The sequence below is a fragment of the Paraburkholderia sp. PAMB 6770 genome, from assembly GCF_057748135.1.
This window is the reverse complement of record NZ_CM173238.1, coordinates 2,330,971-2,355,515: the sequence shown is the minus strand read 5'-3', so window position 1 is coordinate 2,355,515 and position 24,545 is coordinate 2,330,971. Positions and strand designations below refer to the sequence as shown.

Below are 24,545 nucleotides of genomic sequence, written 5' to 3'. Positions count from 1 at the left end.
CGGCAGGCGGGACGGCGACCCGGTGCGGACGGCGCTCCGTCCGCACGGCAGTCAGCCGCCGCGAGCACAACGTGTCATTGTAACGAATCCGGGCGCTTTTTTCGGCTCCGTTCGGCCGCGGCGCGGCACGATCTGCTTGAAAAACAGCGTGCTGGCGCCTTGGGCGCGCGCCACAACGCATGCGGGGCGGCGCGCCTGCGATCCGTCGTGCACCGGCCTCGTGGAGCGGCCGTGCCGGGCAGGCCGGCTCCCTTGCTGTAACGCAGCATCGCCGGTACGCTGCCCGCACCCGCACCCGCACCCGCACCCGCACCCGCACCCGCACCCGCACCCGCACCCGCACCCGCACCCGCACCCGCACCCGCACCCGCACCCGCGCGTCGTAGCGGCCGCCCTGTGCCGCGCCACGCCCGGCGCGGTTCCCGCATGCGCGCAGCCCGTGCCGCCGCAACCGGCTAGAATGGTCTTTTGCCCAGGCGCCGACGCCGCATCCATGTCCGAACACCACCTGACCGAAGTCAACGACGCGCTCGACGAGTCGCGGTTCGTCACGTTCGACGATTCGCCCTTCCGGCTCTACCAGCCTTATGCGCCGGCGGGCGACCAGCCCGGCGCGATCGACACGCTGGTCGAGGGCGTGCACGACGGCCTGTCGTTTCAGACCCTGCTCGGGGTGACGGGATCGGGCAAGACCTTCACGATGGCCAACACGATTGCCCGGCTCGGCCGCCCGGCCATCGTGTTCGCGCCGAACAAGACGCTCGCCGCACAGCTCTACTCGGAATTTCGCGAATTTTTTCCGCGCAATGCGGTCGAGTACTTCGTTTCGTACTACGACTACTACCAGCCGGAAGCGTATGTGCCGCAGCGCGACCTGTTCATCGAGAAAGACTCGTCGATCAACGAGCACATCGAGCAGATGCGGCTGTCGGCAACCAAGAGCCTGATGGAGCGGCGCGACGTGGTGATCGTTGCAACCGTGTCGGCGATTTACGGTATCGGCAATCCGTCCGAATACCATCAGATGATTCTCACCCTGCGCAGCGGCGACCGGATCGGTCAGCGCGACATCATTGCGCGGCTCATCGCGATGCAGTACGACCGCAACGAAACCGAGTTCCAGCGCGGTGCGTTCCGGGTGCGCGGCGACACGATCGACATCTTCCCGGCCGAGCACGCGGAAATGGCGGTGCGCGTCGAGCTGTTCGACGACGAGGTCGAATCGCTGCAGCTGTTCGATCCGCTGACCGGCCGCGTGCGGCAGAAAATTCCGCGTTTCACCGTCTATCCGTCGTCGCACTACGTCACGCCGCGCGAGACCGTGATGCGCGCGGTCGAAACCATCAAGGCGGAGTTGCGCGAGCGGCTCGAGTTCTTCTATGGCGACGGCAAGCTGGTCGAAGCGCAGCGCCTCGAACAGCGCACCCGCTTCGACCTCGAAATGCTGCAGGAACTGGGCTTCTGCAAGGGCATCGAGAACTATTCGCGGCACTTCTCGGGCGCGGCGCCCGGCGAGCCGCCGCCGACGCTCGTCGACTACCTGCCGGGCGATGCGCTGATGCTGCTCGACGAGTCGCACGTGCTGATCGGCCAGTTGAACGGCATGTACAACGGCGACCGCGCGCGCAAGGAAAATCTCGTCAATTACGGGTTCCGGCTGCCGTCGGCGCTCGATAACCGGCCGCTGAAGTTCAACGAGTTCGAGCGCAAGATGCGCCAGGTCATCTACGTGTCGGCAACGCCCGCCGACTATGAGCGCAAGACCTCCGGACAGGTCGCCGAGCAGCTCGTGCGGCCCACCGGTCTCGTCGACCCGGAGATCGAGGTGCGCCCGGCGCGCAGCCAGGTCGACGACGTGCTCGGCGAAATCAACGAGCGGGTGAAGGCGGGCGAGCGCGTGCTCGTCACCGTGCTGACCAAGCGGATGGCCGAGCAGCTGACCGAGTTTCTCGCCGATCACGGCGTGAAGGTGCGCTATCTGCACAGCGACATCGATACGGTCGAGCGGGTCGAGATCATCCGCGACCTGCGTTTGGGCACGTTCGACGTGCTGGTCGGCATCAACCTGTTGCGCGAGGGGCTCGACATCCCGGAGGTGTCGCTGGTGGCGATTCTCGACTCCGACAAGGAAGGTTTCCTGCGCGCCGAGCGCTCGCTGATCCAGACAATCGGCCGTGCCGCACGCAACGTGAACGGCAAGGCCATTCTGTACGCGGACCGCGTGACCGATTCGATGCGCCGCGCGATCGACGAAACGGAGCGCCGCCGCGCGAAGCAGATTGCCTTCAACGCGCAGCATGGCATCACGCCGCGCGGCGTGACCAAGCGCATCAAGGACATCATCGACGGTGTCTACAACGTAGACGAGGCGCGCGCGGAACTGAAGGAGCAGCAGGAGCGCGCCAGGTTCGAGGACATGTCCGAGAAGCAGCTGGCGAAGGAAATCAAGCGCCTCGAAAAGCAGATGATGGACTACGCGAAAAATCTCGAATTCGAGAAGGCGGCGAAAACGCGCGACGCGCTTGCGTTGCTGCGCGAGCGGGTGTTCGGCGCAAACGTCGGCGACCATCTGAGCGGCGCCGGCTGACGCGCGATGCGCGCGCCGCACGGCCCGGCCGTGCGCCGGCACGCGCGCGATCGGGAGCGGGGGCGTCCCGAGAAAGCGCCGGGCAAAAAATGGCCTGGCTGGCTGCGACGGCCGGCATGATGTTCGCACGAAGGGGTCTAGTCTCGCGTGCAAGCCGTCGTGGCTGGCTAATGCCAACGCCTCTCGAAGAGGCGGTCCCCACAATACCCGGTACGGTTGTCCTTACTTCGTCAGAATCAGTTTGCCGAGCCGCGTGGCGCGCAACTGATAGATTTCGCCGTTGTGCACGATGCTGATGTGGCTGCGTCCTTGCAGCAACGCTTCGCTGCGCACCGCGGCGGGCCCGGCGGCGCGCTCCTCGGATCGCGCCGCCGGCGCGGCGGAGGCGGGCTGGCGGTGGGCCGCCGCGCCCGCCGGGCGGCCGAGGCTGAGTGTGCGATCGGTCATGCATTCCATCCGTTGGCTGAGTCGATGGATAGATTGTAAATGCAAATTATTCGCATTTACAAATCGCTCGTCGCTATCGGAGATTGGTTCTCGATAGCGGCCAAGACCTGCTTCAGCCGTCCACCCGCCTCTAATGCAGTCCGTCCGATGCGTTGTGGCCCATCACGAACTGCCGGATCAGACGCACGGTGTCGATGTCGGATTCGCGATACGCGGACTTGACGATTTCCTGGGTCTGGCGCGCATCCTGATTGTCCGCGACCGGCAGCGTCGTGCTGTACTCGAAGCGCAGAAACAGTTGCAGCGGGTCCGGCTGCTCGATGCTCATCGTCAGCGAGCCGCCGACGTGCGTCTCGGTGGCGAGGATGTCGTAGCGCACGCGCTCGTTCGGTTCGAGCGTGACGCGGTCGCGCACCGTCACCTGACCGTAGTGCAGTTCGCGCTCGAGCGTCTGGCCGGTGCGCGACAGGATCGTGCAACTGTCGAGTCCGAGCACGAACAGTTGCGGCTGCTCGGCGCGCAGCACGAGCCCTTCCCACAACTGCTCGCGCGTCATCGTCTCGACGAGCGGGTTCAACGGGTCATTGATCTGGATCAGGTGTTCGAAATTCAAAACGACGCCTTCCTTTCAAGCGGTGCACAGGGGACAGGGGATCGGACCGGCATGCTGCGGCGTGCGTCAGACGGCCGTGAGCCCGCTGCGGATCGCGATCGGATTCGACAGGATCTTGTGGACCGGGCACGCATTCGCGATCTGCAGCAGGCGCTCGCGCTGCTCGTCCGACAGATTGCCTTCGAGCGTGATGCGCCGCTCGATCGTCGAGCCTTCGCTGCCGGTTTCGATCGACAGCGCGACGCGCACGTCGTCGAGCGGCCAGCCCTTGCGCTGCGCGTACATCTTCAGCGTGATCGACGTGCAGGCGCCGAGGCTCGACAGCAGCAGCGCCACCGGGGTCGGTCCGCGATCGCCTCCGCCGAGCGATTCCGGCTCGTCGGCAAGCCAGCTGTGCTTGCCGTCGTCGAAATGGACCTGGAAATTCGTCGAACCAGTGTGGGCAATGACGGTGGACTCGGCCATGCGGCGGGCTCCTGAACGGGGACGGGCGATGCCGCGCCGCCGATGCGCGGCGCGGCCCAAGCCGGTATTGTGACCGAATTTGCCCAGCCGCGCGCCGCCTGAGCCCGCCCGCGTCAGCGTCCGATGCGGCCCATCCGTCCGGCCTGATAGTCGGCGACCGCCTGACGGATCTCGTCTTCGGTGTTCATCACGAACGGACCGTAGCGCACCACTGGCTCCTTCAGCGGCACGCCACCGAGCAGCAGCACATCGAGCGGCGCGTCGCCGGCGGCGAGCGTGACTGTCTCGCCGTCGTTGCCGAATACCACCATCTGCTGCGCGGCCGCTACGCGGCGCTCCGCGCCGTAGTAGCCGCTACCGGCGAGCCCATACGCGAACACGCGGTAGTCGGCCGGCACCGGATGCTCGATGCGCGCGCCCGGCTGCAGCGTGAAATGCTGATAGAGAATCGGCGTGCGCGTCTCGATCGCCGCGTGTGCGCCGAGCGCCTCGCCTGCGATCACCTTCACGCGCACGCTGCCGTCGGCGGACGTGGCCACCGGAATCCGCGCAGACGGGATTTCCTGGTAGCGCGGCGCGATCATCTTGTCGCGCCGCGGCAGGTTGACCCACAACTGCAGCCCGTGCACGCGGCCGCCGTTCTTCGTGAAGTCCGGATCGGGCATCTCGCTGTGCACCACGCCGGCGCCGGCCGTCATCCACTGCACGTCGCCCGGGCCGAGCGTGCCCGCGTGGCCCGCCGAATCCTTGTGGCCGAACCGGCCTTCGAGCACATAGGTGACCGTTTCGAAGCCGCGGTGCGGGTGATCCGGCGCGCCTTTCGCTTCGCCGGGCGCGTAGTCGACCGGCCCCATTTCGTCGAGCAGCAGGAACGGGTCGAAGTCCATCAGCATCCGGGTCGGAAACGGCCGGTGGACCACGAAACCACCGCCTTCAAGTGTGCGCACGGCCGGATACGTGCGTTCGATCGTACGGGTCGAGCTCATCAAAAGTCACCTTGAAACATCGGGAATAACGTCATTTCTGAAACATGGGGCTATTATAGGGACCGTTTTTAGGGGTGCCAGCCACCCTCACGCAATGGATTGTTCTATCCGTGGAACGATGTGATGAAGATCGATTCGCATAACCTGAACGACCTGATGTACTTCTCGCAGGTCGTCGAGCACGGCGGATTTTCTGCTGCCGAACGTGTGCTGGGCATCTCGAAGTCGCGGCTGTCGCGCCGCCTGACCGAACTCGAGGCCTCGCTCGGCGTGCGTCTGCTGCAGCGTTCCACGCGCAAGCTCGCGCTGACCGAGGCGGGGCAGCTGTTCTACCAGCATTGCCAGGCGATGCTCACCGAGGCCCAGGCGGCGGTCAACGTCGTGCAGCAACTGCGCGCGTCGCCGCGCGGCACGGTGCGCGTGAGCGTGCCCGTGACGATTTCGCAGACGCTGCTGTCGCAGATTCTCCCTGAATTCATGCACCGCTATCCTGAGGTACGCGTCGTGATGCGCGTGACCAACCGCGTGGTCGACCTCTACGAGGACTCGATCGACGTGGCGCTCCGGGTGCGCTCCGATCCGCCGGAAAACGCCAATATCGTCGTGCGGCCGCTGTGGCGCACGCAGCAGATGCTGGTCGGCGCGCCGAGCCTGCTGCAGCAGAATGCGCCGCCGCTGCAGCCGGCGGACCTCGCGCGCTTCGACACGCTCGATACGCCGACCACCGACGGCCGTCACGCGTTCCAGCTGAGCGCGCCAGACGGCACGCGCCACACCATCGAACACGAGCCGCGGCTGGTGAGTGCCGACCTGATGACGATCCGCGAGGCGGTGCTGGCGGGGGTGGGCATCGCAGCGCTGCCGGAGATGATGTACGGCGCGGCGCTGCGTGCGGGGCAACTGTCGCCGGTCATGCCGGGCTGGACGCTGCCGTCGCCGCAACTGTATGCGGTCTTCGTGTCGCGTCAGGGGATGGTGCCGGCCGTGCGCACGTTCGTCGATTACCTGGTGGAGATGCTCGATCCGGATACCGGCCGGCACATCATGGGCGAATGCCCGGCATCGGAAGAGCGGTCGGGCGCGGCGCGCACGCTCGCCGCGCCCGGCAACGCGCCTGCTGCGGCGAGCGCGCGCGCGACCGTGTGAGCGACCGTCTGAGCGCCGCGCGTCGCGGCCAGCGCGATCGCGGTCATCGCGGCCACCGCTGCTTTGCGGGTGTCATTTCGTTTTGTCATTTAAGCGCCGTCTGCGATCAGTACTTTCAATGGGCAATTGCTTGAATGCGCGGATGGGCGGGGATATATTGAAATCCCTTCGCGAAGGCGTTTCCTGTGCGAAGTTTCATGGCCGCTATTTCAGCGAGCCTGATAGGGTCGCTCGCGCTGTCCGTGTCGACCACGGCTGTCGCATGTAGCGACCGGGGCTGCTCATTCGAGAGGAGTATCCGGTCGTGCCGCCCGAAGGCGCCGAGTGCGCACCAAAAAAGGCCTTCATCTTTCGATGAAGGCCTTTTACTTTGGGCCGCGCAAAACGCGATCCGCGCAGGCGGCACACGGCACACGGCGCACGGCGCACGGCGCACGCCGTGCACGTTGCGCTGCGCGCGCCAACTAGCGGCGATCCGGCTGCGTGACGAAGCCGATCCGCGTGAGACCGGCGGCCTGCGCGGCCGACATCACGTCGGCGACCTTTTCGTAGGCAACCTTGCGATCGGCGCTCAGATGCAGCTCCGGCTGCGGACTCGACTGCGCTGCCTGCGCGATGCGCGCGCGCAGCGCCGCGTCGTCGACCGGTTTGCCGTCCCACAGCACGGCGCCGTCCGCGGCAATCGACACGTCGACGTGCGCGGGTTTCGGATCGAGCGGCTGGCTGCTCGCATGCGGCAGGTCGATGCGTGCCGCGTGGCGGATCACCGGAAGCGTGACCATGAAAACGATCAGGAGAACCAACATGACATCGACGAGCGGCGTCATGTTGATTTCGTTCATCAGCGCGTCGTCATCGTCGCTCGCGAAGGGGCTCATGGCCATGGTGGACACCTTATGCTGTGGGCGTGCTCAGGGGCGCGGGTCAGGGGCATGCGTCAGGGGCGGCGCGCGGCCGCGACGCGCAGCCCCGCGCCCTGGCGCGCCGGCGCGAGTTGCGCGCCGGTCACGAAGAGCGCATGCAGACCGTGCGCGAAGCGGTTCAGCTTCCCGACGAGCGCCTTGTTCGCGCGCGTGAGCGCGTTGTAGCCGAGCACCGCCGGGATCGCGACGAACAGGCCGGCCGCCGTCATGATGAGCGCCTCGCCGACCGGGCCGGCCACGTGATCGAGCGAGCTTGCGCCGCTCGCGCCGATCGCGAGCAGCGCGTGATAGATGCCCCAGACCGTGCCGAACAGGCCGACAAACGGCGCAACGCTGCCGATCGACGCGAGTATCGCGAGGCCGCTCTGCATGCTCGCGACGCTGTCGTCCATCGTGTCTTTCAGGCAGCGCGTGATCCAGTCGGAGACGTCCATCCGGTCGTGCAGATGCGGTTGCGTCCGCTGATGATGCTCGGCCGCCTGCTGGCCGGACAGCGCGAGCGCGAGAAACGGATTGTCCTGCGGCGTGGCCGCGGCCGCGCCGAGCCGGCCGATGCCGTCGGCGAGATCGTCCGAATGCCAGAATGCCTGCTCGGCGTTTTTCGTCAGACGCTTCACGCGCATCGCCTGTACGCCCTTGGCGACGATCACGCTCCACGACAGCACCGACATCGCCAGCAGTGCGAGCGCGATCCCGCGCGTGACGACATCCCCTTGTGCCCACACATGGGCCAAACCGTAGTTCTGCATCGTTATTCCTTGTTCGAAGCGGGCGTAAGCCGGTTTGTCTTTCGCGCGACCGGCCCGGCGCGCGCCGCGGCCTAACCGTCCAGACCGAACTGGTAGGGCTGCGTGTAGGCGGCGCGCACAGGCACGCCGTTCTCCCGATACGGTTTGCAGGTGCTCGCCTTGACGGCGGCGAGCGCGGCGGCGTCCAGACGCGCGTAGCCGCTGCTTTTGCGCACCGCGATCTGTTCGAGCGCGCCGGTGAGACCGACCACGAAGCTCACGTCCACCGTGCCGGTTTCGCCGCGGCGGCGCGAAATCAGCGGGTAATCGGGGCGGGCGATTGCGCAGTCGAGATGCGAGACGTCTTTCGGCGCGGCGATCGCGAGCGTGGGCGTCTGCGTCGACACAGGCGCAGGCTCTGTCGCGGATGCGGCAAGCGCAGAGGCGAGCGCCGGCGGCGCGGCGGCCGTCGGCTTGTGCGGCGTCGCAGCAGGGGCGGGCGTGAGGTCTGGCGCTGCCTCAGGCGTCGGCGTAGCGGCGGAGGGCATGGCCTTGGCCTTGGTCGTGGCCGCAGCCGTGGGTTGTGCGGGCGGCACCGGACGAGGCCGAGCCTTCGGCGTGACAGGGTGCGCGATGCGCGGTTGGGCCGGCGCGCTCGAATGAAGCGCAGCGGGGCGGGCAGCGGTATCCGGGGCGAGCAGTTCCGCGCTCAGCACGGGCGATGCGACCGGAGGCGCGGGAGGCGTCCGCATCGTCAACAGCAGGGCCAGCGCGCCGGCGTGCGCGAGCGCGACCAGCGCGATCGTCGCGGCCCGCAGATCGGCGCGGCGCGCCGGCGTACCGCCGGGCGCGGCCAAGGTCGCGGCCGCAGGGAAAACGGGGGCGCGCATCAGCGTCGCTCCGCGCCGGCGGGATGGGCGGTGGGGCGGCGCGGCTTCATGGACGGAAAATCAGCAGCGAAATGCACAGTGTCGTGACGAAACCAAGCAGCATTTCCATCTCAGGCTCCTGTCAAGCGTGAGCGGTCGCTGGCTGGTAACGGGTACTGGCTTGCTGACGGCGGTGGATAAAAGCGGGGAGGCCGGACGCGACGCGACGTCGCGGACGGGCAGCAGGCGCCGGCGGGGCGGCGCGCGCCTCAGGCCGCCTTGCGTTCGTAGAACGTAAGCGGCACCGGATGGCCGCGGTGCTCGACGCCGCAGCGGCTCGCGCACATGCCGCTTTGCGCCATGACGTCACGCACCGACTCCTCGCACTTGCCGCAGCAGGTCGCTACGCCAAGCTCGAACTGAAGCTCGTCGAACGAGTCGACCCCCTGAGCGATCGAGGCGCGGATCGTACGGTCGGATACGGACTTGCACACACAGACAATCATGGCGAGACGCAAGAGCTAACGTTAATGCGAATTATTATCATTATTTTTGTGCGCTTTGGCAAGAGGCCGATGCGGAATTTTTTCAGTCAAACCAGTCGGTTAGCCGGCAGTGTGCGCGATACGCGGGGTCGGATCGCGGCGGGCGGCGACGCGCGATGGACGCTGGCCATCGTGCCGCCCGCCGCCCGGGGGTGTTCAGGCCGCCTGGGAATCCGGCGCGCAGGTCCGCCGCGAGGGAATCTCGACCTGCTGCACCGGGGCGTCGATCTGCAGCAGCGTCGTGGCGAGCTGCTGCAGGTGCGCACCGTCACTGGTCGAGTAAAAGCGCGGCAAGCCGGGGAGGCTGTCCGGCGCGGCGCGCAGGCCGTGCTGGTCGAGCACGCGTTCGAGCTGGCGCGCGATGGCGATGCTGGTGTCGACCAGCGTCATCCGGTCGCCGACGATGTCGCGGATCGCCGCGTCGAGAAACGGGTAGTGGGTGCAGCCGAGCACCAGCGTGTCCGCGCCGGCCTCCAGCATCGGCTCCAGATAGCTGCGCAGCAGCGCGCGCAGTTGCGCCGAGCCGATGTCGCAGCGCTCGATCGCCTGCACCAGCCCGTGGCCGGGCTGACACAGGAAGCGGCAGTCGGCCGAGTGGCGTTCGAGCAGCCCCTGGAAGCGTTCGCTGCGCAGCGTCACCTGGGTTGCGAGCACGCCGGCCACCCGTGTCTTCGATTGTGCGGCGGCGGGCTTCACGCCCGGCTCGACGCCGATCAGCGGGACCGGCAGCCGTTCGCGCACGAGCGCGATCGATTGCGCGGTGGCCGTGTTGCAGGCCACGACGAGCGCCTTCACGCCCTGCGCGACCGCCCACTGCGCGATCGTCAGCGTGCGGTCGGCGATGAAGTCGTCGTCGCGCTCGCCGTATGGCGCGTAGCGCGAGTCCGCGACGTACAGCACCGCTTCCGCCGGCAGCAGCGTGCGCACCGCGCGCAGCACCGACAGGCCGCCGAGGCCCGAATCGAAGATGCCGACCGGCGCGCGGTCCGCCGCCGGTCCGGCGGCGCCGCATGCGGCGGAAACGGGGCTGACGCGTGCGACGGAGGCGACGGGTTCGGAGGCGGTCACGGTGGCAGGCTGACGAAGGATGGGTTGGCCGGAACAGGGGCAGTGTGAAGCGCGGCGTCGCCGCGCTCAGGATTCAACCGGTCCCATGCCGGATTGCTGGTAGTTCTGGATGCCGACCTTGTCGATCAGGTCCAGCTGCGTTTCGAGCCAGTCGATGTGTTCCTCGGTGTCGTCGAGAATCTTGACGAAGATTTCACGCGAGATGAAGTCGCGCACCGACTCGCAATAAGCGATGGCTTCCTTGCAGGTGGACTGCGAGATCTGCTCGAGCTTCAGATCGCATTCGAGGATTTCCTTCGTTTCCTCGCCGATCAGCAGCTTGTGCAGGTCCTGCAGGTTCGGCAGGCCGTCCAGCATGAAAATGCGCTCGATCAGCCAGTCCGCATGTTTCATCTCGCCGATCGACTCGTCGTATTCGTGCTTGCCCAGCTTTTCGAGGCCCCAGTGGCGGTACATCCGGGCATGCAGGAAATACTGGTTGATCGCGGTCAGCTCGTTCTTCAACTGGGCGTTCAGATATTCGATAACTTTTTTGTCGCCTTGCATGATGAATTCCTTCGCGGCTTCGCGCGGCTTTGAACAGGGATTGCACACAACAATAAACGTCCGCTCCGAAAATGCCAAGGAGCGGGGCGTTTGCCGCGGGAATGGCGCGCGTGCGCCGAACCTGCGGCAAACCGGGGAAACAGGGCAAACGCGGCCAAACGCGGTCAAACGTGGCAAAACGCGCGGCCAACGAAAAGCCGGGGCCGCGGGCCCCGGCTTGCCTCGTCTGGCGCGATGCGGCGCGGGCAGCGCGGGCAACCTCAGGCCGTCGCGACCGGGATCTTGCCGATCTTTGCCTGCCACTCCTTCGGGCCGGTCTGGTGAACCGACGTGCCGTTCGCATCGACGGCGACCGTCACCGGCATGTCCTGCACGTCGAACTCGTAGATCGCTTCCATGCCGAGGTCCTCGAACGCGAGCACCTTCGCGCTGCGGATCGCTTTCGACACGAGGTAGGCCGCGCCGCCGACGGCCATCAGGTAGGCCGCCTTGTGCCGGCGGATCGACTCGATCGCGACCGGGCCGCGCTCGGCCTTGCCGATCATCGAGATGAGGCCGGTCTGCGCGAGCATCGTCTCGGTGAACTTGTCCATCCGCGTGGACGTGGTCGGGCCCGCGGGCCCGACTGCCTCGTCGCGCACCGGATCGACCGGGCCGACGTAGTAGATCACGCGGTTCGTGAAGTCGACCGGCAGCTTCTCGCCCTTCGCGAGCATGTCGGCGATGCGCTTGTGCGCCGCGTCGCGGCCGGTCAGCATCCTGCCCGACAGCAGCAGCGTCTGGCCCGGCTTCCACGACGCGACCTCGGCCGGCGTCAGCGTGTTCAGGTCGACGCGCCGGCTGGTCTCGGTGTTCGGTTCCCACTGAACCTTCGGCCAGGCGTCGAGCGGCGGCGCTTCGAGCGCGGCGGGGCCGGAGCCGTCCAGCACGAAATGCGCGTGACGGGTCGCCGCGCAGTTCGGGATCAGCGCGACCGGCTTGCTCGCCGCGTGGGTCGGCGCGGCCATGATCTTCACGTCGAGCACGGTCGACAGGCCGCCGAGCCCCTGTGCGCCGATCCCGAGCGCGTTGACCTTCTCGTGCAGCTCGACGCGCAGCTCCTCGATCCAGTCGCGCGGGCCGCGCGCGACGATGTCCTGGATGTCGATCGGGTCCATCAGCGATTCCTTCGCCATCAGCATCGCCTTCTCGGCGGTGCCGCCGATGCCGATGCCGAGCATGCCCGGCGGGCACCAGCCCGCGCCCATCGTCGGCACGGTCTTGAGCACCCAGTCGACGATCGAGTCGGACGGGTTCAGCATCACGAACTTCGACTTGTTCTCCGAGCCGCCGCCCTTGGCCGCGACCTGCACGTCGACCGTGTCGCCCGGCACGATCTCGTAGTGGATCACGGCCGGCGTGTTGTCCTTCGTGTTCTTGCGCGCGCCTTCGGGCGGGCTCACGATCGACGCGCGCAGCACGTTGTCCGGATGCGTGTAGCCGCGGCGCACGCCTTCGTTGATCATGTCGGTGACGCTCATCGTCGCGCCGTCCCAGCGCACGTCCATGCCGACCTTCACGAAGATCGTGACGATGCCGGTGTCCTGGCAGATCGGCCGCTTGCCTTCCGCGCACATGCGGCTGTTGGTCAGGATCTGGGCGATCGCGTCCTTCGCGGCCGGGCTCTGTTCGAGCTCATACGCACGGCCGAGGGCCTGGATGTAGTCGAGCGGATGGTAGTAGCTGATGTACTGCAGCGAATCCGCGATGCTCTGGATCAGGTCTTCCTGTTTGATGACGGTCATGGCTAGCTCAGTGGGGAATGACGCTCGGGGCGCCGCGCGCGAGGCGCGCACGGCGTGGCGGCTTCAGGGGAGAAAAAACGGCGGGGCGGTGCGTCCGGGTGCCGGCGGCGGATGCGCCGGCCGGCGCGCGCGCATGCGCCGCGGGCGGCGGGCAGCGGGTGCGGCGGATGACCGGCGGGGTCGGAGCGCGAAGCGGACATGGACAGCGTTCGAAGCGATGAATTCGGGCCGCGCCGCGGCGCCGGCCGTGCCGGTCGCCGGGACAGTGCGCGGCAGGCGCATTATTGTACAGCGACACCCGCGCGCGTTTCGCGCCGGCGGGCAGCGGGTTGGCCGCCGGTGCGGCGGCGCGTGGGTCGGGGCCCGCTTCAGGGCACGTTTCACGGCCCGCTTCGGGGCCTGCTTCGGGGCCCGCTTCAGGGCGTGCTTCACGGCCCGCGTCAGGGCACGATCGGCGGCGCGTCGCCGAGCCGGGTTTTCAGGCTCGCGAGCACGATGCCCGCGATCACGCATGCGAGCGCGATGCCGTGTGCGAGCGTCGGCCGCTCGCCGAGGAACGCGATGCCGTAGAGCGCCGCCGCGACCGGCAGCACCGCGCTGAACACGCCCGCCACGCTGCCCGGCACATGGCGGATGCCTTTCATCCAGAGCCAGAACGAGAAGATGCTGGCTGACAGCCCGTACCACAGCACGAGTGCCCAGATGCCCGGCGGCACGCTCGCGTAATCGAAGTGCAGCAGCGCGCCGGCGCCGAGCGGCAGCATCAGCAGAAAGCCGAACAGGTGCGTGTACGCGCAGATGTCGAGCGGTGCGAGCGTTTGCGTGAGGCGGCGCGACAGGATCACGTAGAGCGACTCGCAGCACACCGCGCCGAGCACCATCAGGTTGCCGGCGACGGAGCCCTCGCCGGCCGGCCCCTGCTGCGCGTGGGCGAGATTGATGACCGCGATCCCGGCGATCGCGAGCGCAATCGACACGAGCGTGCGGCCGTTCGGCCGCTCGCGCAGCAACAGCCACGAGAAGAGGGCGATGACCGCCGGAATCGTACTGGTGATGACGCCCGCGGCGACCGCGCTCGTGCGCTGCACGCCGTTGAGCATCAGCAGCGTGAAGCCGAACGTGCCGAACAGCGCCTGCAGGAACAGGTTGAGCCATTCGCCGCGCCTGACGCGGCGCAGCTTCGCTGGCCGCAGCAGCGGCCACAGCACCGCCATCGCGATCACGAAGCGCAGCAGCGCGAAAAGCACAACGGGAACGAAGGCGACGATCGACTTGCCCATCCCGACGTTGCTGCCGACCAGCAGCATGGCAGCGATGAGCAGCAGGCAGTAGCGATTCAAGCTGGAATCCGGACGGAGAGTTCAGCTAGCATTGTAAAAGGACGCATACAAGCGCGCAAAGAAGCGCGCAAAGAAGCGCGTGAAGAAGCGCGTGAAGAAGCGCGCAAAGAAGCGCGTGAAGGAGCACGTGAAGGAGCACGTGAAGGAGCGCGCACAGCGAAACACGCAAAGCGCCGGGCTGACCCGCGAAGCGGCGCGCGGCCGGCAGAGGGCGCGCAGGAAGGCGCGTGCGCCAGTCGGCGGGCACTGCCGCGCGGGCGGCTATCGCGGGCCGCATGCGCGCGCGTGGACATGCGCTGCGCGCCGGCGCGCGCACGTGCTCCGGTGTGCCCGCACTTGCGTAAGTGGCCGGTAAGTTGCAACGTTTACTGTGCAACTGAACCGGCGGTGGCACGTGGCGCGCATGGTGCGGCGCCGCATGCCGCTGCGGATGGGCGCCGCGCGCGAAGCGCCGGCGAGGGCAGGAGACGGGTGTCGCGCGGCACAGGCGCGGCACGATCATCGATCACAGTGCGTGCGGCCGGCCGGCCGCACGCGGTTTCACGTTTCATCTTCACCTAGGGGTAGTCGATGTCTGCGATTGAATCGGTTCTTCAGGAAAGCCGGGTCTTTCCTCCTTCCGCCGAAGCCGTGGCGGGTGCAACGGTGTCCGGCATGGACGCATACCGCGCGCTGGTATCGGAAGCGGAGCGTGACTACGAAGGATTCTGGGGGCGTCTGGCGCGCGAGGCGCTGAGCTGGCATGCGCCGTTCACGCAGGTGCTGGACGAGACGGATGCGCCGTTTTACCGGTGGTTCGGGGACGGGCGGCTGAACGCGTCGTACAACAGCCTGGACCGTCACGTGGAGGCGGGGCATGGCGAGCGGGTGGCGCTGGTGTTCGAGGCGGACGACGGGACGGTGACGAACGTCACGTATGCGCAGTTGCTGGAGCGGGTGAGCCGGTTTGCGAACGCGCTGAAGCGGCGCGGGGTGAAGAAGGGCGACCGGGTGGTGATCTACATGCCGATGTCGGTGGAGGGGATCGTGGCGATGCAGGCGTGCGCGCGCATCGGGGCGACGCACTCGGTGGTGTTCGGGGGGTTCTCGTCGAAGTCGCTGAACGAGCGGATCGTGGACGTGGGGGCGGTGGCGCTGGTGACGGCCGACGAGCAGATGCGCGGCGGCCGCGCGCTGCCGCTGAAGGCGATCGCGGACGAGGCGCTGGCGCTGGGCGGGTGCGAGGCGGTGAAGGACGTGATCGTGTACCGGCGCACGGGGGGGACGGTGGGCTGGCAGGTGGGGCGCGATCACTGGATGCACGAGCTGGCGGAGCAGGAGTCGGGGCAGTGCGCGCCGGAGTGGGTGGAGGCGGAGCATCCGCTGTTCATCCTGTACACGTCGGGCTCGACGGGCAAGCCGAAGGGGGTGCAGCACAGCACGGGGGGGTATCTGCTGTGGACGGCGCAGACGCTGAAGTGGACGTTCGACTGGAAGCCTGAGGACGTGTTCTGGTGCACGGCGGACATCGGGTGGATCACGGGTCACAGCTACATTGCGTACGGGCCGCTGACGCTGGGGGCGACGCAGGTGGTGTTCGAGGGGGTGCCGACGTACCCGGACGCGGGGCGGTTCTGGCAGATGATCGAGCGTCACGGGGTGACGCTGTTCTACACGGCGCCGACGGCGATCCGCTCGCTGATCAAGATGGCGGAGGCGGATGCGAAGGTGCATCCGCAGCGCTACGACCTGAGCTCGCTGCGGGTGATCGGCACGGTGGGCGAGCCGATCAACCCGGAGGCGTGGGTGTGGTACCACCGTCACGTGGGAGGCGGGCGCTGCCCGGTGGTGGACACGTGGTGGCAGACGGAGACGGGGGGGCACATGATCACGCCGCTGCCGGGGGCGACGCCGCTGGTGCCGGGCTCGTGCACGCTGCCGCTGCCGGGGATCATGGCGGCGGTGGTGGACGAGACGGGTCAGGAGGTGCCGGACGGCCAGGGGGGGATACTGGTGATCCGGCGGCCGTGGCCGTCGATGCTGCGCACGGTGTGGGGGGATCCGCAGCGTTACGTGAAGAGCTACTTCCCGGCGGAGCTGGGGGGGCGGCTGTACCTGGCGGGGGACGGTGCGGTGCGCGACCGGGAGACGGGGTACTTCACGATCATGGGCCGCATCGACGACGTGCTGAACGTGTCGGGCCACCGGCTGGGGACGATGGAGATCGAGTCGGCGCTGGTGGCCAACGAGCTGGTGGCGGAGGCGGCGGTGGTGGGACGCCCGGACGAGACGACGGGCGAGGCGGTGTGCGCGTTCGTGGTGCTCAAGCGGGCGCGGCCGGAAGGGGAGGAGGCGGCGCGCATCGCGAGCGAGCTGCGGGCGTGGGTGGGCAAGGAGATCGGGCCGATCGCGAAGCCGAAGGACATCCGGTTCGGCGAGAACCTGCCGAAGACGCGCTCGGGGAAGATCATGCGGCGGCTGCTGCGCTCGCTCGCGCGCGGCGAGGCGATCACCCAGGACGTGTCGACGCTGGAGAATCCGGCGATTCTCGAACAACTCGGGCAGGCGCGCTGACGGGCAGAGCGCCTGCCTTTTGCGCATCGATGCAGGCAGGCGGGGCCGGCGCGGCCGGCGGGCATCCCCGGGCGACGTACCGCCCGCATGAACCGTAAAACGGCGCGTGATTACGGCACGCGATGACCGTGCGATGACCGCGCGACAACGGCGGCCTGCCTTGCGGCAGGCCGCCGTTTTTCATGATCCCGCGCGGCGCGGGCACGCGGGCCGGTGGGCAGCGCGGCGGCGCGCGGACAATCCCGATTGCCTGCTCGATCCCTTTTTGATACACAGGCGCATGGCCGCGCCACGTCCCGCTTCCCGCACCCTGCTGAATCCGCCCCCCGAACCGCCACCGGTGTCGGCGGCGATGGCGCGTGCCCACCGGCGCTACTGGCGCTTCAATCTGGCGACGATCGCAGTGCTGATGGCGATCGGTTTCGTCGTGTCGTTTGTCGTGCCGCTGATGGCGAAGGTGCTCGCGCCCTTGCGCTTCGGCGGCTTCAGCCTGCCGTTTTACATCGGCGCACAAGGGGCGATCCTGATCTACGTTGCGCTGATCGTGGTGTACATCGTGCTGATGCGCGGCGCGGACCGCACGCTGCAGCGCGCGCTCGAAGCGGACGCGCGCAGCGCCGACCCCGCGCGGAAACCCGGCCGATGACGCTGACCCACCGGCTGATCCGCTCGTACGCGCTCTATACGGCCGGGTTTCTGATCTTCATCGCCGTGATGTGGCGCATCGAGCGCGCGACCGGCCCCGGCGTATGGATCGGCTACGTGTTCATGTTCGTGCCGATCGCGGTCTACGCGGTGATCGGGCTCCTGTCGCGCACGTCGGACCTCGTCGAGTACTACGTGGCCGGGCGGCGCGTGCCGTCCGCGTTCAACGGCATGGCGACCGCGGCGGACTGGCTGTCGGCGGCGTCGTTTATCGGCCTCGCGGGGTCGCTGTACATGACCGGCTACGACGGGCTCGCCTACCTGATGGGCTGGACCGGCGGCTACTGCCTCACCGCGTTCCTGCTCGCGCCTTACGTGCGCAAGCTCGCGCGCTACACGATCCCGGATTTTCTCGGCACGCGCTTTTCGAGCAACGCGGTGCGCGGGCTTGCCGCGCTGGCGGCGATCCTGTGCTCGTTCGTGTACCTCGTCGCGCAGATCCAGGGGGTGGGGCTGATCGCGACGCGCTTCATCGGCGTGGATTTCACGGTGGGGATTTTCTGCGGGCTGGCGGGCATCATCGTGTGTTCGTTTCTGGGCGGGATGCGCGCGGTCACGTGGACGCAGGTCGCGCAGTACATCATCCTGATTTCGGCGATGCTGATTCCGGTGTCGCTGATCGCGCATCAGGACGGCCTCGGCTGGGTGCCGCAATTCAACTATGGGCGGCTGATGGCGCGCGTCGACCGGCTCGAACGCGGGCTGCGCGATGCGCCGCTCGATCGCAGCGTGCGCGAGAACTACCGGCGCCAGGCGCAGCAGTGGCAGGCGCGCATCGATGCGCTGCCGGGCTCGTTCGTCGAGGAGAAGCAGCGCCTGATCCAGCAGGTGGACGCGCTGCGCCGCCACAATGGTCCGCTGCGCGACATCAATACCAGCGAGCATGCACTCGAGATGTTTCCGCGCGACGCGGAGGCCGCGCGCATCGTGTGGTCGCAGGAGCGCGATGCGCTGCTCACGCGCGCGTCGCCGCCGGTGCCGATGTCGGTGCCGTTCCCGGAAGGGGCCGCCGAGGACAGACAGACGCACGAGCGCAATTTCCTGTCGCTGCTGCTGTGCCTGTCGCTGGGCACGGCAAGCCTGCCGCACATCCTCACGCGCTACAACACGACGACGTCGGTGGCGTCGGCGCGGCGCTCGGTGGGCTGGACGCTGTTCTTCGTCGCGCTGTTTTACCTGACGGTGCCGGTGCTGGCGGTGCTGATCAAGTACGAGATCCTGACGCATCTGGTGGGGCACTCGTTTGCCGATCTGCCGGCGTGGCTCACGCAGTGGCTGAGGCTGGAGCCGAACCTGATCCGGGTGGTCGATGCGAACCACGACGGGATCGTGCAGTGGAGCGAGATCCAGATGCAGCCGGACATGGTGGTGCTGGCGGCGCCGGAGATTGCCGGGCTGCCGTACGTGATCTCGGGGCTGGTGGCGGCCGGGGCGCTGGCCGCGGCGCTGTCGACGGCGGACGGGCTGCTGCTGACGATTGCCAATGCGCTGTCGCACGACGTCTACTACCACATGATCGACAAGGGCGCGTCGAGCCAGCGGCGCGTGACCATTTCGAAGATCCTGCTGCTCGGGGTGGCGCTGCTGGCGTCGTATGTGGCGTCGCTGAACGCGGGCAAGATCCTGTTTCTGGTGGGCGCGGCGTTTTCGCTGGCTGCGTCGAGCCTGTTCCCGGTGCTGGTGCTCGGCGTGTTCTGGAAGCGCACGACGCGCGCGGGCGCGGTGGCGGGGATGGTGGCGGGGCTGGCGGTGTGCGTCTACTACATCGTCTCGACGTATCCGTTCTTCACGCAGATGACGGGCTTCGCGGGCGCGCGCTGGTTCGGCATCGACCCGATCAGCTCGGGCGTGTTCGGCGTGCCGGCGGGCTTCGCGGTGGCGATCGCGGTGAGCCTCGTCGACCGCAAGCCGGATGCGTACACGCAGGCGCTGGTCGACTACATCCGCCATCCGTGAGCGCGGCGCGGCGCAACAGGACGGGGCTGGCGGCGGTCGCGGACTCTGCTATACTTCGACTCCCGCCGGAGAGATGGATGAGCGGTTTAAGTCGCACGCCTGGAAAGCGTGTATAGGTTAATAGCCTATCGGGGGTTCGAATCCCCCTCTCTCCGCCAGAACACATTCTTGCGAAGTCTCAATACTTCCCGCCAATACCCCTGAAGGCCCCTTCTACGGGCGATTTTGGGGTGTCAATTTTCTTGCCCGCTCTCGCTGCTAGTTCGCCGCACCGTCTTTGACCCAGCTTCGCTTCGGGCGTCCGGGCCATTCCGTCATGGCGCGCATGGCCGCCGCTGCGCCCACCACGAGTACCGATCATCGCCAGTGGTTCATGCTCTGGAATGCGCACGGCGGCGATGTGACCATGATTCACGGTATCCGGCGAGGCTCGTTCCGGCTTCATCCCGAGGGAGACATGCATCTTGGCGAAGGATGCATAACCGTGAAAAACCCCGCCGACTTCGAACGCTTGCAACGGTTCATCCGGCTGGATAAACCTGCGATGTCGGTACCGGGCAGCGATCTGAAGGCGTATGGCCGGGTCGAGGTTCGATGATGCGACGCTCAGCGCTGCTCCTGTGGTGGAGCACATCGCTAATCGTGTGGTTCATTCTCGGTCACCTGCTCGCGTGGACATTCCTGCACATATCGTGGGATGTGCCGCTATGGTTGCAGCACGGCGCAATGTGGACGTTACGCAAGATCGAGCAACCGGACTATAACCCCGATGGCTATGACCTCGAAGGCGCGTTAGACCTGCTGCTGTTTGTCGTGGCCTATCTGATCTCCACCGCGATCATCGTGCCCGCAGCATCATCGCGTGGCACCGTACCCGCCAGGACTGAACGATCCTGGCACCCGTCCGGTGGGTGGCCCCAGATGCGCGGACGGCTCGTGCGACCTGGCGTCGCCCGCGAGCGCTCTCACGCGACGCATCAGCGCGCTGCGCCCAAGCCTCACCGACGATCGACGCGGGCGGCTGGCGCGCGGCTACGTCGACGCTTAACTCACGCAGCCCGCGAGCCCCCGAAAGCCCCGGATTCAGGATTGACCGGATGGCTCGGTACGACGATGATGGGGCGGTATCGACACATCAAAAGTAAAGTGTTGACATTTTGCACGGTGAACCCTAGACTTCCGATCATTATGGAAAGCAATCGCACTCCCCACACTCCGGTTTCCCTCGCCGACTTCCGGGCGCACACGTTGACGGGCGTCGTCCAGCACGAGATCGAACGCATGATTCTCAGCGGCGAGCTGAAGCCCGGGCAGCGGCTGAACGAGAAGGCCGTTGCGGACAAGCTCTCGGTCAGCCGGGGCCCGGTCCGCGAAGCCTGCCGGGCGCTCGCGGAACTCGGGCTCGTCTATCTGATCCCGCAGCGCGGCGTGTTCATCCAGCAGGTCACGCGCGACGACGCGATCGAGGTCTACGATCTGCGCGCCGGTCTCACTGCGCTGGCCGCCTCGCTGCTCGCCCCCATGCTGACCAGACAGATGGAGGCGCAACTCGACGCCTATGTCGAGGATATGCAGGACGCCGCGGAAAAGGGCGATTTCGCGCGTTTCGATCCGCTGAATCTCGAGTTTCACGACTACATCGTGCAGTCCACGGGTAATACCCGCCTGACGAAGCTGTATCGCGGGTTCGTCAAGGAATTCCACCTGTTTCGCGTGCACGGGCTCGTGCAGCGCGGGGCGCTTCTCGAATCGAATCAGGAGCACCGCGAAATCGTCAACGCACTGAAGGCGCGCAGCGTCAATCAGAGCTACGAAACCAGCTTCAGCCACGTATCCAGGGGCAAGGAGCGCATGCTGGTCGCGCTCGACGACATGACGCGCGCCAGCGCCCAGAGCGCCGGGCAGAAGTTGATGGGCATCATGGAGTAATCGTCACGTCACAGCAGTCATAACGGAGAACCGGCGGCGTGCGCGTCGCCGGTTCATGAGCACCCCGGCGGCTCGCGGGTGCGGAGTCATTATTACGTAGTGCAAATCAACAGGTCCGTGGCGCGGTCTTTCTTTCGTGAAGCACCGTGCTCCGGTTAACCCCACTGCCTAAGTGTTCATTTCATGCTCGAACTCTCGCTGGCTTGTCAGATGACCGATCGGACCCGGGCGCTGATCGACGGAAAAGTCCTCGTTGAAGGTTGCAAGATCAACTTTGTGCACGGGCCTGCCGAGGAGCTGTTTCAGCGCGCGTTCCGGCACGGCGAGTTCGACGTCTCCGAGCTTTCGCTCGGCACGCACGTGCTGACCGCGGCGCGCGGCGAGAGCCGCTATGTCGGCGTGCCGGTTTTCCTGTCGCGGTCGTTTCGCCACTCGGCGATCTATGTGCGCACCGATCGCGGTATCGACTCGGCGCAGGCGTTGCGCGGCCGCCGCATCGGCGTGCCGGATTTCCAGCAGACCGCCGGTATCTGGGTGCGCGGCATTCTGGCCGACGAGTACGGCATCGCGAGCCGCGACGTGCGCTGGATCGTCGGCGGACTCGAACAGGCGGGCCGTCAGGCGCGCATGCCTTACGCGCTCGCATCCGACATCACGGCGGAGCCGGTCGCGGCGCACGAGACGCTCGCGGGTCTGCTCGACGCCGGCGAGATCGATGCGTTGATCGCGCCGAAGCCGCCGTCGTGCTTCGGTCGCAATCCGCAGGTGCAGCGGCTGTTCACGGACTTTCGCGCGGTCGAGGAGGCCTGGTTTCGCAAGACCGGATTCTTTCCGCCGATGCACACGCTCGGCATCCGGCGCACGCTCGTCGAGCAGCATCCGTGGCTGCCGGTGAACCTCTACGCGGCGTTCAGGAAGGCGCGGGACATCGCGCTCGACGAGCTCGCGATCACCGATACGCTGCGGGTCATGCATCCGTGGATCACTGACGAATATGACCGGGTCAGGGCGCTGATGGGCAAGGATTACTGGCGCTACGGCGTGAACAGCAGCCGTGCGGAACTCGAGGCGCTGCAATGCTATGCGCAGCGCGACGGTCTGATCCGGCAAACGGTGCCGATGGAGCAGCTGTTCGCCCAGAGCACCTTCGACGGATTCAATTTCTAAAGTGCCATCGGCACACACAATCAGGAGACGACATGATGAACAGGAGGCTTCGACATGCGTGCGCGGCGCGAGCAGTGTGCGCCGCGATGATATCGGCGTGCGTGACGCTTGCGCATGCCGCGTCGGGCTGGGAACCGCGCCGGCCGATCGAGATCGTGGTGCCGAGCGCGCCGGGCGGCGGGCTCGATCTCGTGGCCCGCACGCTGCAGAGCGTGATCGACCAGCAAAAGCTGTCGAGCAAGCCGGTGACGGTCGTGAACCGGCCGGGCGGCGGCGGAACGGTCAGCATCGCATACATCAATTCGCACCCGGCAGACGGCGACTTCGTGACGGTGCAGGCGTTGCCCCTGATCACGAACCGCATCACCGGCCTCTCGAAGATGGGCATGGACGACGTCACGCCGCTGGCGGTGCTCGTGACCGAGCAGGTGGTGTTCTCGGTGCCCGGCAATTCGCCGATCAAGTCGGGCGCCGATCTCGTCCACATGATCCGGAAGAATCCGTCGGCGGTGACGATCGGCGTATCGAGTTCGCCAGGCGGCCAGAGCCACGATGCGACCGCAATGGTCGTGAAGGCCGCCGGCCAGAGCCCCGCGAAGGTCAAGGTCGTGTTCTTCGACTCCGGCGGCGAGGCGCTGACCGCGCTGATGGGCGGACACGTCACCGCGTCGGCGACGCCAGCGGGCGTCGTGATCGGGCCGAGCGCAGCCGGCCGGGTGCATCTGATCGCGGTCGCCGGCGCGAAGCGCGACGGCGGCGCGCTCGCCGCCGTTCCCACCTGGAAAGAGCAGGGTGTGAACGTCGACTTCACGACGTGGCGCGTGCTCGTCGGACCCAAAAACATGACCCCTGCCGAGATCGCGTGGTGGGACAACGTGTTGCAGAAGGCGACCGCATCGTCGCAATGGGCAACGGCGGTGGAGCGCAACCTGTGGACGGCCGACTACAAGGACAGTGCCGACACGCGCACCTTTCTTGCGCAGCAGCGCAGTCAGTTGACGCCGCTACTGGGCGAACTCGGGCTCGCCAGATAACCCCTTCCTTTCAACCCGCAGTACCGATATGGAGAAACCTATGTCACGCATCGTTCACCTCGCTGTCAAGGTCGACGACCTCGAAGCGGCCACCCGTTTCTACACCGAAGTGTTCGGCTTTACGGAGGTCAAGACCGGACGCAACCGCCAGCATATCTCGCGGCATATGACGGACGGCCACATCGACTTTACGCTGATGAAGTACGACAGCGAGGACGCGCACGAAGCGCAGCTGGCCGGTCCCGGCCCGCGCCTGCACCACTGGGGCGTCACGGTCGACGACCAGGAACTGGCCGCCGAGAGGATCCGGCAGTACGGCGGCGAGATCCTGTCCGCGAAGGGCGAGGGCGCGCTCAAGTTCCGCGCGCCGGACGGCACGATTGCCGAAGTCGTGAAGCCGGGCCGCTATAACGAGAAGTAACGCGAGCGAGCGCGTGTGCGCCTTGGGGTGCGCACGCGCCGCGCCGCGCGCCGGTGCGCGGCGTGGGCAGACGTCGCGAACCGGCGGCGGGGCGCACGGCCGCGACCGAATTCTGGAGGAGACATGAAAAGCATCAAGTCCGATAGCTGGCTGGCGGTGTGCGTGCTCGTGCTGGCCGCCGTGTACCTCTACATGGACGCCCACCTGCCGGATGTCCGGCTGAGCGATCCGCTGGGGCCGAAGGCCTTTCCGGCGCTGGTCGGCGTGGGCCTGATTGCGTCGGCACTCATTTTGCTGCTCGAAACACGCGGCAAGAAGCGCCTGCAGGCGCAGTGCGCCGCCACGCCGCCTGTCGCTCAGGTCGCTCAGGTCGCTCAGGTCGCTCAGGTCGCTCAGGTCGCTCAGGTCGCCGCGCAGCCGGGCGCCGGCAGTGTCGACAGCGCGGGTCATGCCGGCAGCGCAGGTCACACCGGAACGCCCGACGAAGTGTACAAGCCGCGCGTGCTGCTCGGGATGATCGCGTGGACCGCCCTGTACGACTTCTGCTTCGAGCGGGCCGGCTATCTGATTGCGACGAGTGTGTTCCTGTTCGGACTGCTGAGTTATTTCAATCGAAATCGTCTGAAGACGAATCTTGCGATCTCACTGGGCGTGACCGTCACGTTTTATCTGGCCTTTTCCCATCTTCTCGGCGTTCCGATGCCGACGGGGCCCCTCCCATTCTGAGGCGCTT

Annotated in this window: 23 protein-coding genes and 1 tRNA gene; 12 read left to right on the top strand and 12 right to left on the bottom strand. The window is 67.1% G+C overall.

Annotated features, from left to right (window positions below):
- Nucleotides 1-493 precede the first annotated feature (493 nt).
- On the top strand, nucleotides 494-2,587 hold the full coding sequence (gene uvrB, locus AC3AP7_RS10650; protein WP_475763239.1) for an excinuclease ABC subunit UvrB: 2,094 nt from the start codon (nucleotides 494-496) through the stop codon (nucleotides 2,585-2,587).
- A 222-nt stretch (nucleotides 2,588-2,809) separates the two neighbouring features.
- Here the strand turns inward: uvrB and hemP are convergent, their stop codons facing one another.
- The 4 genes from hemP to AC3AP7_RS10630 all read right to left on the bottom strand — a co-directional run bounded on the left by hemP (nucleotide 2,810) and on the right by AC3AP7_RS10630 (nucleotide 5,098).
- Nucleotides 2,810-3,034 (bottom strand): hemin uptake protein HemP, encoded by a 225-nt coding sequence (hemP, locus tag AC3AP7_RS10645; RefSeq protein ID WP_475763241.1) that lies wholly within the window; start codon nucleotides 3,032-3,034, stop codon nucleotides 2,810-2,812.
- A gap of 130 nt (nucleotides 3,035-3,164) precedes the next feature.
- On the bottom strand, nucleotides 3,165-3,647 hold the full coding sequence (locus AC3AP7_RS10640; protein ID WP_475763243.1) for an SRPBCC family protein: 483 nt from the start codon (nucleotides 3,645-3,647) through the stop codon (nucleotides 3,165-3,167).
- Between the two features lie 66 nt (nucleotides 3,648-3,713).
- The gene (locus AC3AP7_RS10635; RefSeq protein ID WP_475763245.1) at nucleotides 3,714-4,112 is read right to left on the bottom strand and encodes an OsmC family protein; all 399 of its coding nucleotides are present in this window, start codon (nucleotides 4,110-4,112) and stop codon (nucleotides 3,714-3,716) included.
- 113 nt (nucleotides 4,113-4,225) lie between these two features.
- Nucleotides 4,226-5,098 (bottom strand): pirin family protein, encoded by an 873-nt coding sequence (locus tag AC3AP7_RS10630; protein ID WP_475763247.1) that lies wholly within the window; start codon nucleotides 5,096-5,098, stop codon nucleotides 4,226-4,228.
- 123 nt (nucleotides 5,099-5,221) lie between these two features.
- Here AC3AP7_RS10630 and AC3AP7_RS10625 point away from each other — a divergent pair, with 123 nt between their 5' ends.
- Entirely contained in the window at nucleotides 5,222-6,244 is a 1,023-nt protein-coding gene (locus AC3AP7_RS10625; RefSeq protein ID WP_475763249.1) for a LysR family transcriptional regulator, read from the top strand.
- Between the two features lie 464 nt (nucleotides 6,245-6,708).
- Here AC3AP7_RS10625 and AC3AP7_RS10620 read toward each other — a convergent pair whose 3' ends face one another.
- The 8 genes from AC3AP7_RS10620 to AC3AP7_RS10585 all read right to left on the bottom strand — a co-directional run bounded on the left by AC3AP7_RS10620 (nucleotide 6,709) and on the right by AC3AP7_RS10585 (nucleotide 14,047).
- Nucleotides 6,709-7,128, bottom strand: coding sequence for an ExbD/TolR family protein (locus AC3AP7_RS10620; protein ID WP_475763251.1), 420 nt, complete (start codon nucleotides 7,126-7,128; stop codon nucleotides 6,709-6,711).
- 53 nt (nucleotides 7,129-7,181) lie between these two features.
- The gene (locus tag AC3AP7_RS10615) at nucleotides 7,182-7,916 is read right to left on the bottom strand and encodes a MotA/TolQ/ExbB proton channel family protein (protein WP_475763253.1); all 735 of its coding nucleotides are present in this window, start codon (nucleotides 7,914-7,916) and stop codon (nucleotides 7,182-7,184) included.
- 71 nt (nucleotides 7,917-7,987) lie between these two features.
- A complete protein-coding gene (locus AC3AP7_RS10610) occupies nucleotides 7,988-8,785 on the bottom strand; it encodes a TonB family protein (protein WP_475763255.1) in 798 nt (265 codons plus the stop codon).
- Between the two features lie 248 nt (nucleotides 8,786-9,033).
- Nucleotides 9,034-9,270: a (2Fe-2S)-binding protein gene (locus AC3AP7_RS10605; protein WP_475763257.1), complete on the bottom strand. Its 237-nt coding sequence runs from the start codon at nucleotides 9,268-9,270 to the stop codon at nucleotides 9,034-9,036.
- A 195-nt stretch (nucleotides 9,271-9,465) separates the two neighbouring features.
- On the bottom strand, nucleotides 9,466-10,278 hold the full coding sequence (gene murI / locus AC3AP7_RS10600; RefSeq protein ID WP_475767986.1) for a glutamate racemase: 813 nt from the start codon (nucleotides 10,276-10,278) through the stop codon (nucleotides 9,466-9,468).
- Nucleotides 10,279-10,443: 165 nt separating this feature from the next.
- A complete protein-coding gene (gene bfr / locus AC3AP7_RS10595; protein ID WP_475763259.1) occupies nucleotides 10,444-10,923 on the bottom strand; it encodes a bacterioferritin in 480 nt (159 codons plus the stop codon).
- Between the two features lie 260 nt (nucleotides 10,924-11,183).
- Nucleotides 11,184-12,707: a fumarate hydratase gene (locus AC3AP7_RS10590; protein ID WP_475763261.1), complete on the bottom strand. Its 1,524-nt coding sequence runs from the start codon at nucleotides 12,705-12,707 to the stop codon at nucleotides 11,184-11,186.
- 440 nt (nucleotides 12,708-13,147) lie between these two features.
- Nucleotides 13,148-14,047, bottom strand: a complete 900-nt coding sequence (locus AC3AP7_RS10585) for a DMT family transporter (protein WP_475763263.1) — start codon at nucleotides 14,045-14,047, stop codon at nucleotides 13,148-13,150.
- A 570-nt stretch (nucleotides 14,048-14,617) separates the two neighbouring features.
- On the opposite strand from AC3AP7_RS10585, the gene acs reads away from it, so the two are divergent.
- The 10 genes from acs (at nucleotide 14,618) to AC3AP7_RS10535 (ending at nucleotide 24,538) form a co-directional block, all read left to right on the top strand.
- Nucleotides 14,618-16,600, top strand: coding sequence for an acetate--CoA ligase (gene acs / locus AC3AP7_RS10580; protein WP_475763265.1), 1,983 nt, complete (start codon nucleotides 14,618-14,620; stop codon nucleotides 16,598-16,600).
- A gap of 280 nt (nucleotides 16,601-16,880) precedes the next feature.
- Nucleotides 16,881-17,246 (top strand): DUF4212 domain-containing protein, encoded by a 366-nt coding sequence (locus AC3AP7_RS10575; protein WP_475763267.1) that lies wholly within the window; start codon nucleotides 16,881-16,883, stop codon nucleotides 17,244-17,246.
- On the top strand, nucleotides 17,243-19,261 hold the full coding sequence (locus AC3AP7_RS10570) for a sodium:solute symporter family protein (protein ID WP_475763269.1): 2,019 nt from the start codon (nucleotides 17,243-17,245) through the stop codon (nucleotides 19,259-19,261). Before AC3AP7_RS10575 ends, AC3AP7_RS10570 begins: the two co-directional genes overlap by 4 nt.
- 67 nt (nucleotides 19,262-19,328) lie before the next feature.
- A tRNA-Ser gene (locus tag AC3AP7_RS10565) sits at nucleotides 19,329-19,419 on the top strand.
- Between the two features lie 119 nt (nucleotides 19,420-19,538).
- Nucleotides 19,539-19,859 (top strand): tlde1 domain-containing protein, encoded by a 321-nt coding sequence (locus tag AC3AP7_RS10560; RefSeq protein WP_475763271.1) that lies wholly within the window; start codon nucleotides 19,539-19,541, stop codon nucleotides 19,857-19,859.
- Nucleotides 19,860-19,903: 44 nt separating this feature from the next.
- Nucleotides 19,904-21,190 (top strand): GntR family transcriptional regulator, encoded by a 1,287-nt coding sequence (locus AC3AP7_RS10555; RefSeq protein ID WP_475763273.1) that lies wholly within the window; start codon nucleotides 19,904-19,906, stop codon nucleotides 21,188-21,190.
- 210 nt (nucleotides 21,191-21,400) lie between these two features.
- The gene (locus AC3AP7_RS10550) at nucleotides 21,401-22,357 is read left to right on the top strand and encodes an ABC transporter substrate-binding protein (RefSeq protein WP_475763275.1); all 957 of its coding nucleotides are present in this window, start codon (nucleotides 21,401-21,403) and stop codon (nucleotides 22,355-22,357) included.
- 32 nt (nucleotides 22,358-22,389) lie between these two features.
- On the top strand, nucleotides 22,390-23,391 hold the full coding sequence (locus AC3AP7_RS10545; RefSeq protein ID WP_475763277.1) for a tripartite tricarboxylate transporter substrate binding protein: 1,002 nt from the start codon (nucleotides 22,390-22,392) through the stop codon (nucleotides 23,389-23,391).
- Nucleotides 23,392-23,431: 40 nt separating this feature from the next.
- Nucleotides 23,432-23,812 (top strand): VOC family protein, encoded by a 381-nt coding sequence (locus AC3AP7_RS10540; protein WP_475763279.1) that lies wholly within the window; start codon nucleotides 23,432-23,434, stop codon nucleotides 23,810-23,812.
- Nucleotides 23,813-23,935: 123 nt separating this feature from the next.
- A complete protein-coding gene (locus tag AC3AP7_RS10535; protein WP_475763281.1) occupies nucleotides 23,936-24,538 on the top strand; it encodes a tripartite tricarboxylate transporter TctB family protein in 603 nt (200 codons plus the stop codon).
- The last annotated feature ends 7 nt before the right edge of the window (nucleotides 24,539-24,545 follow it).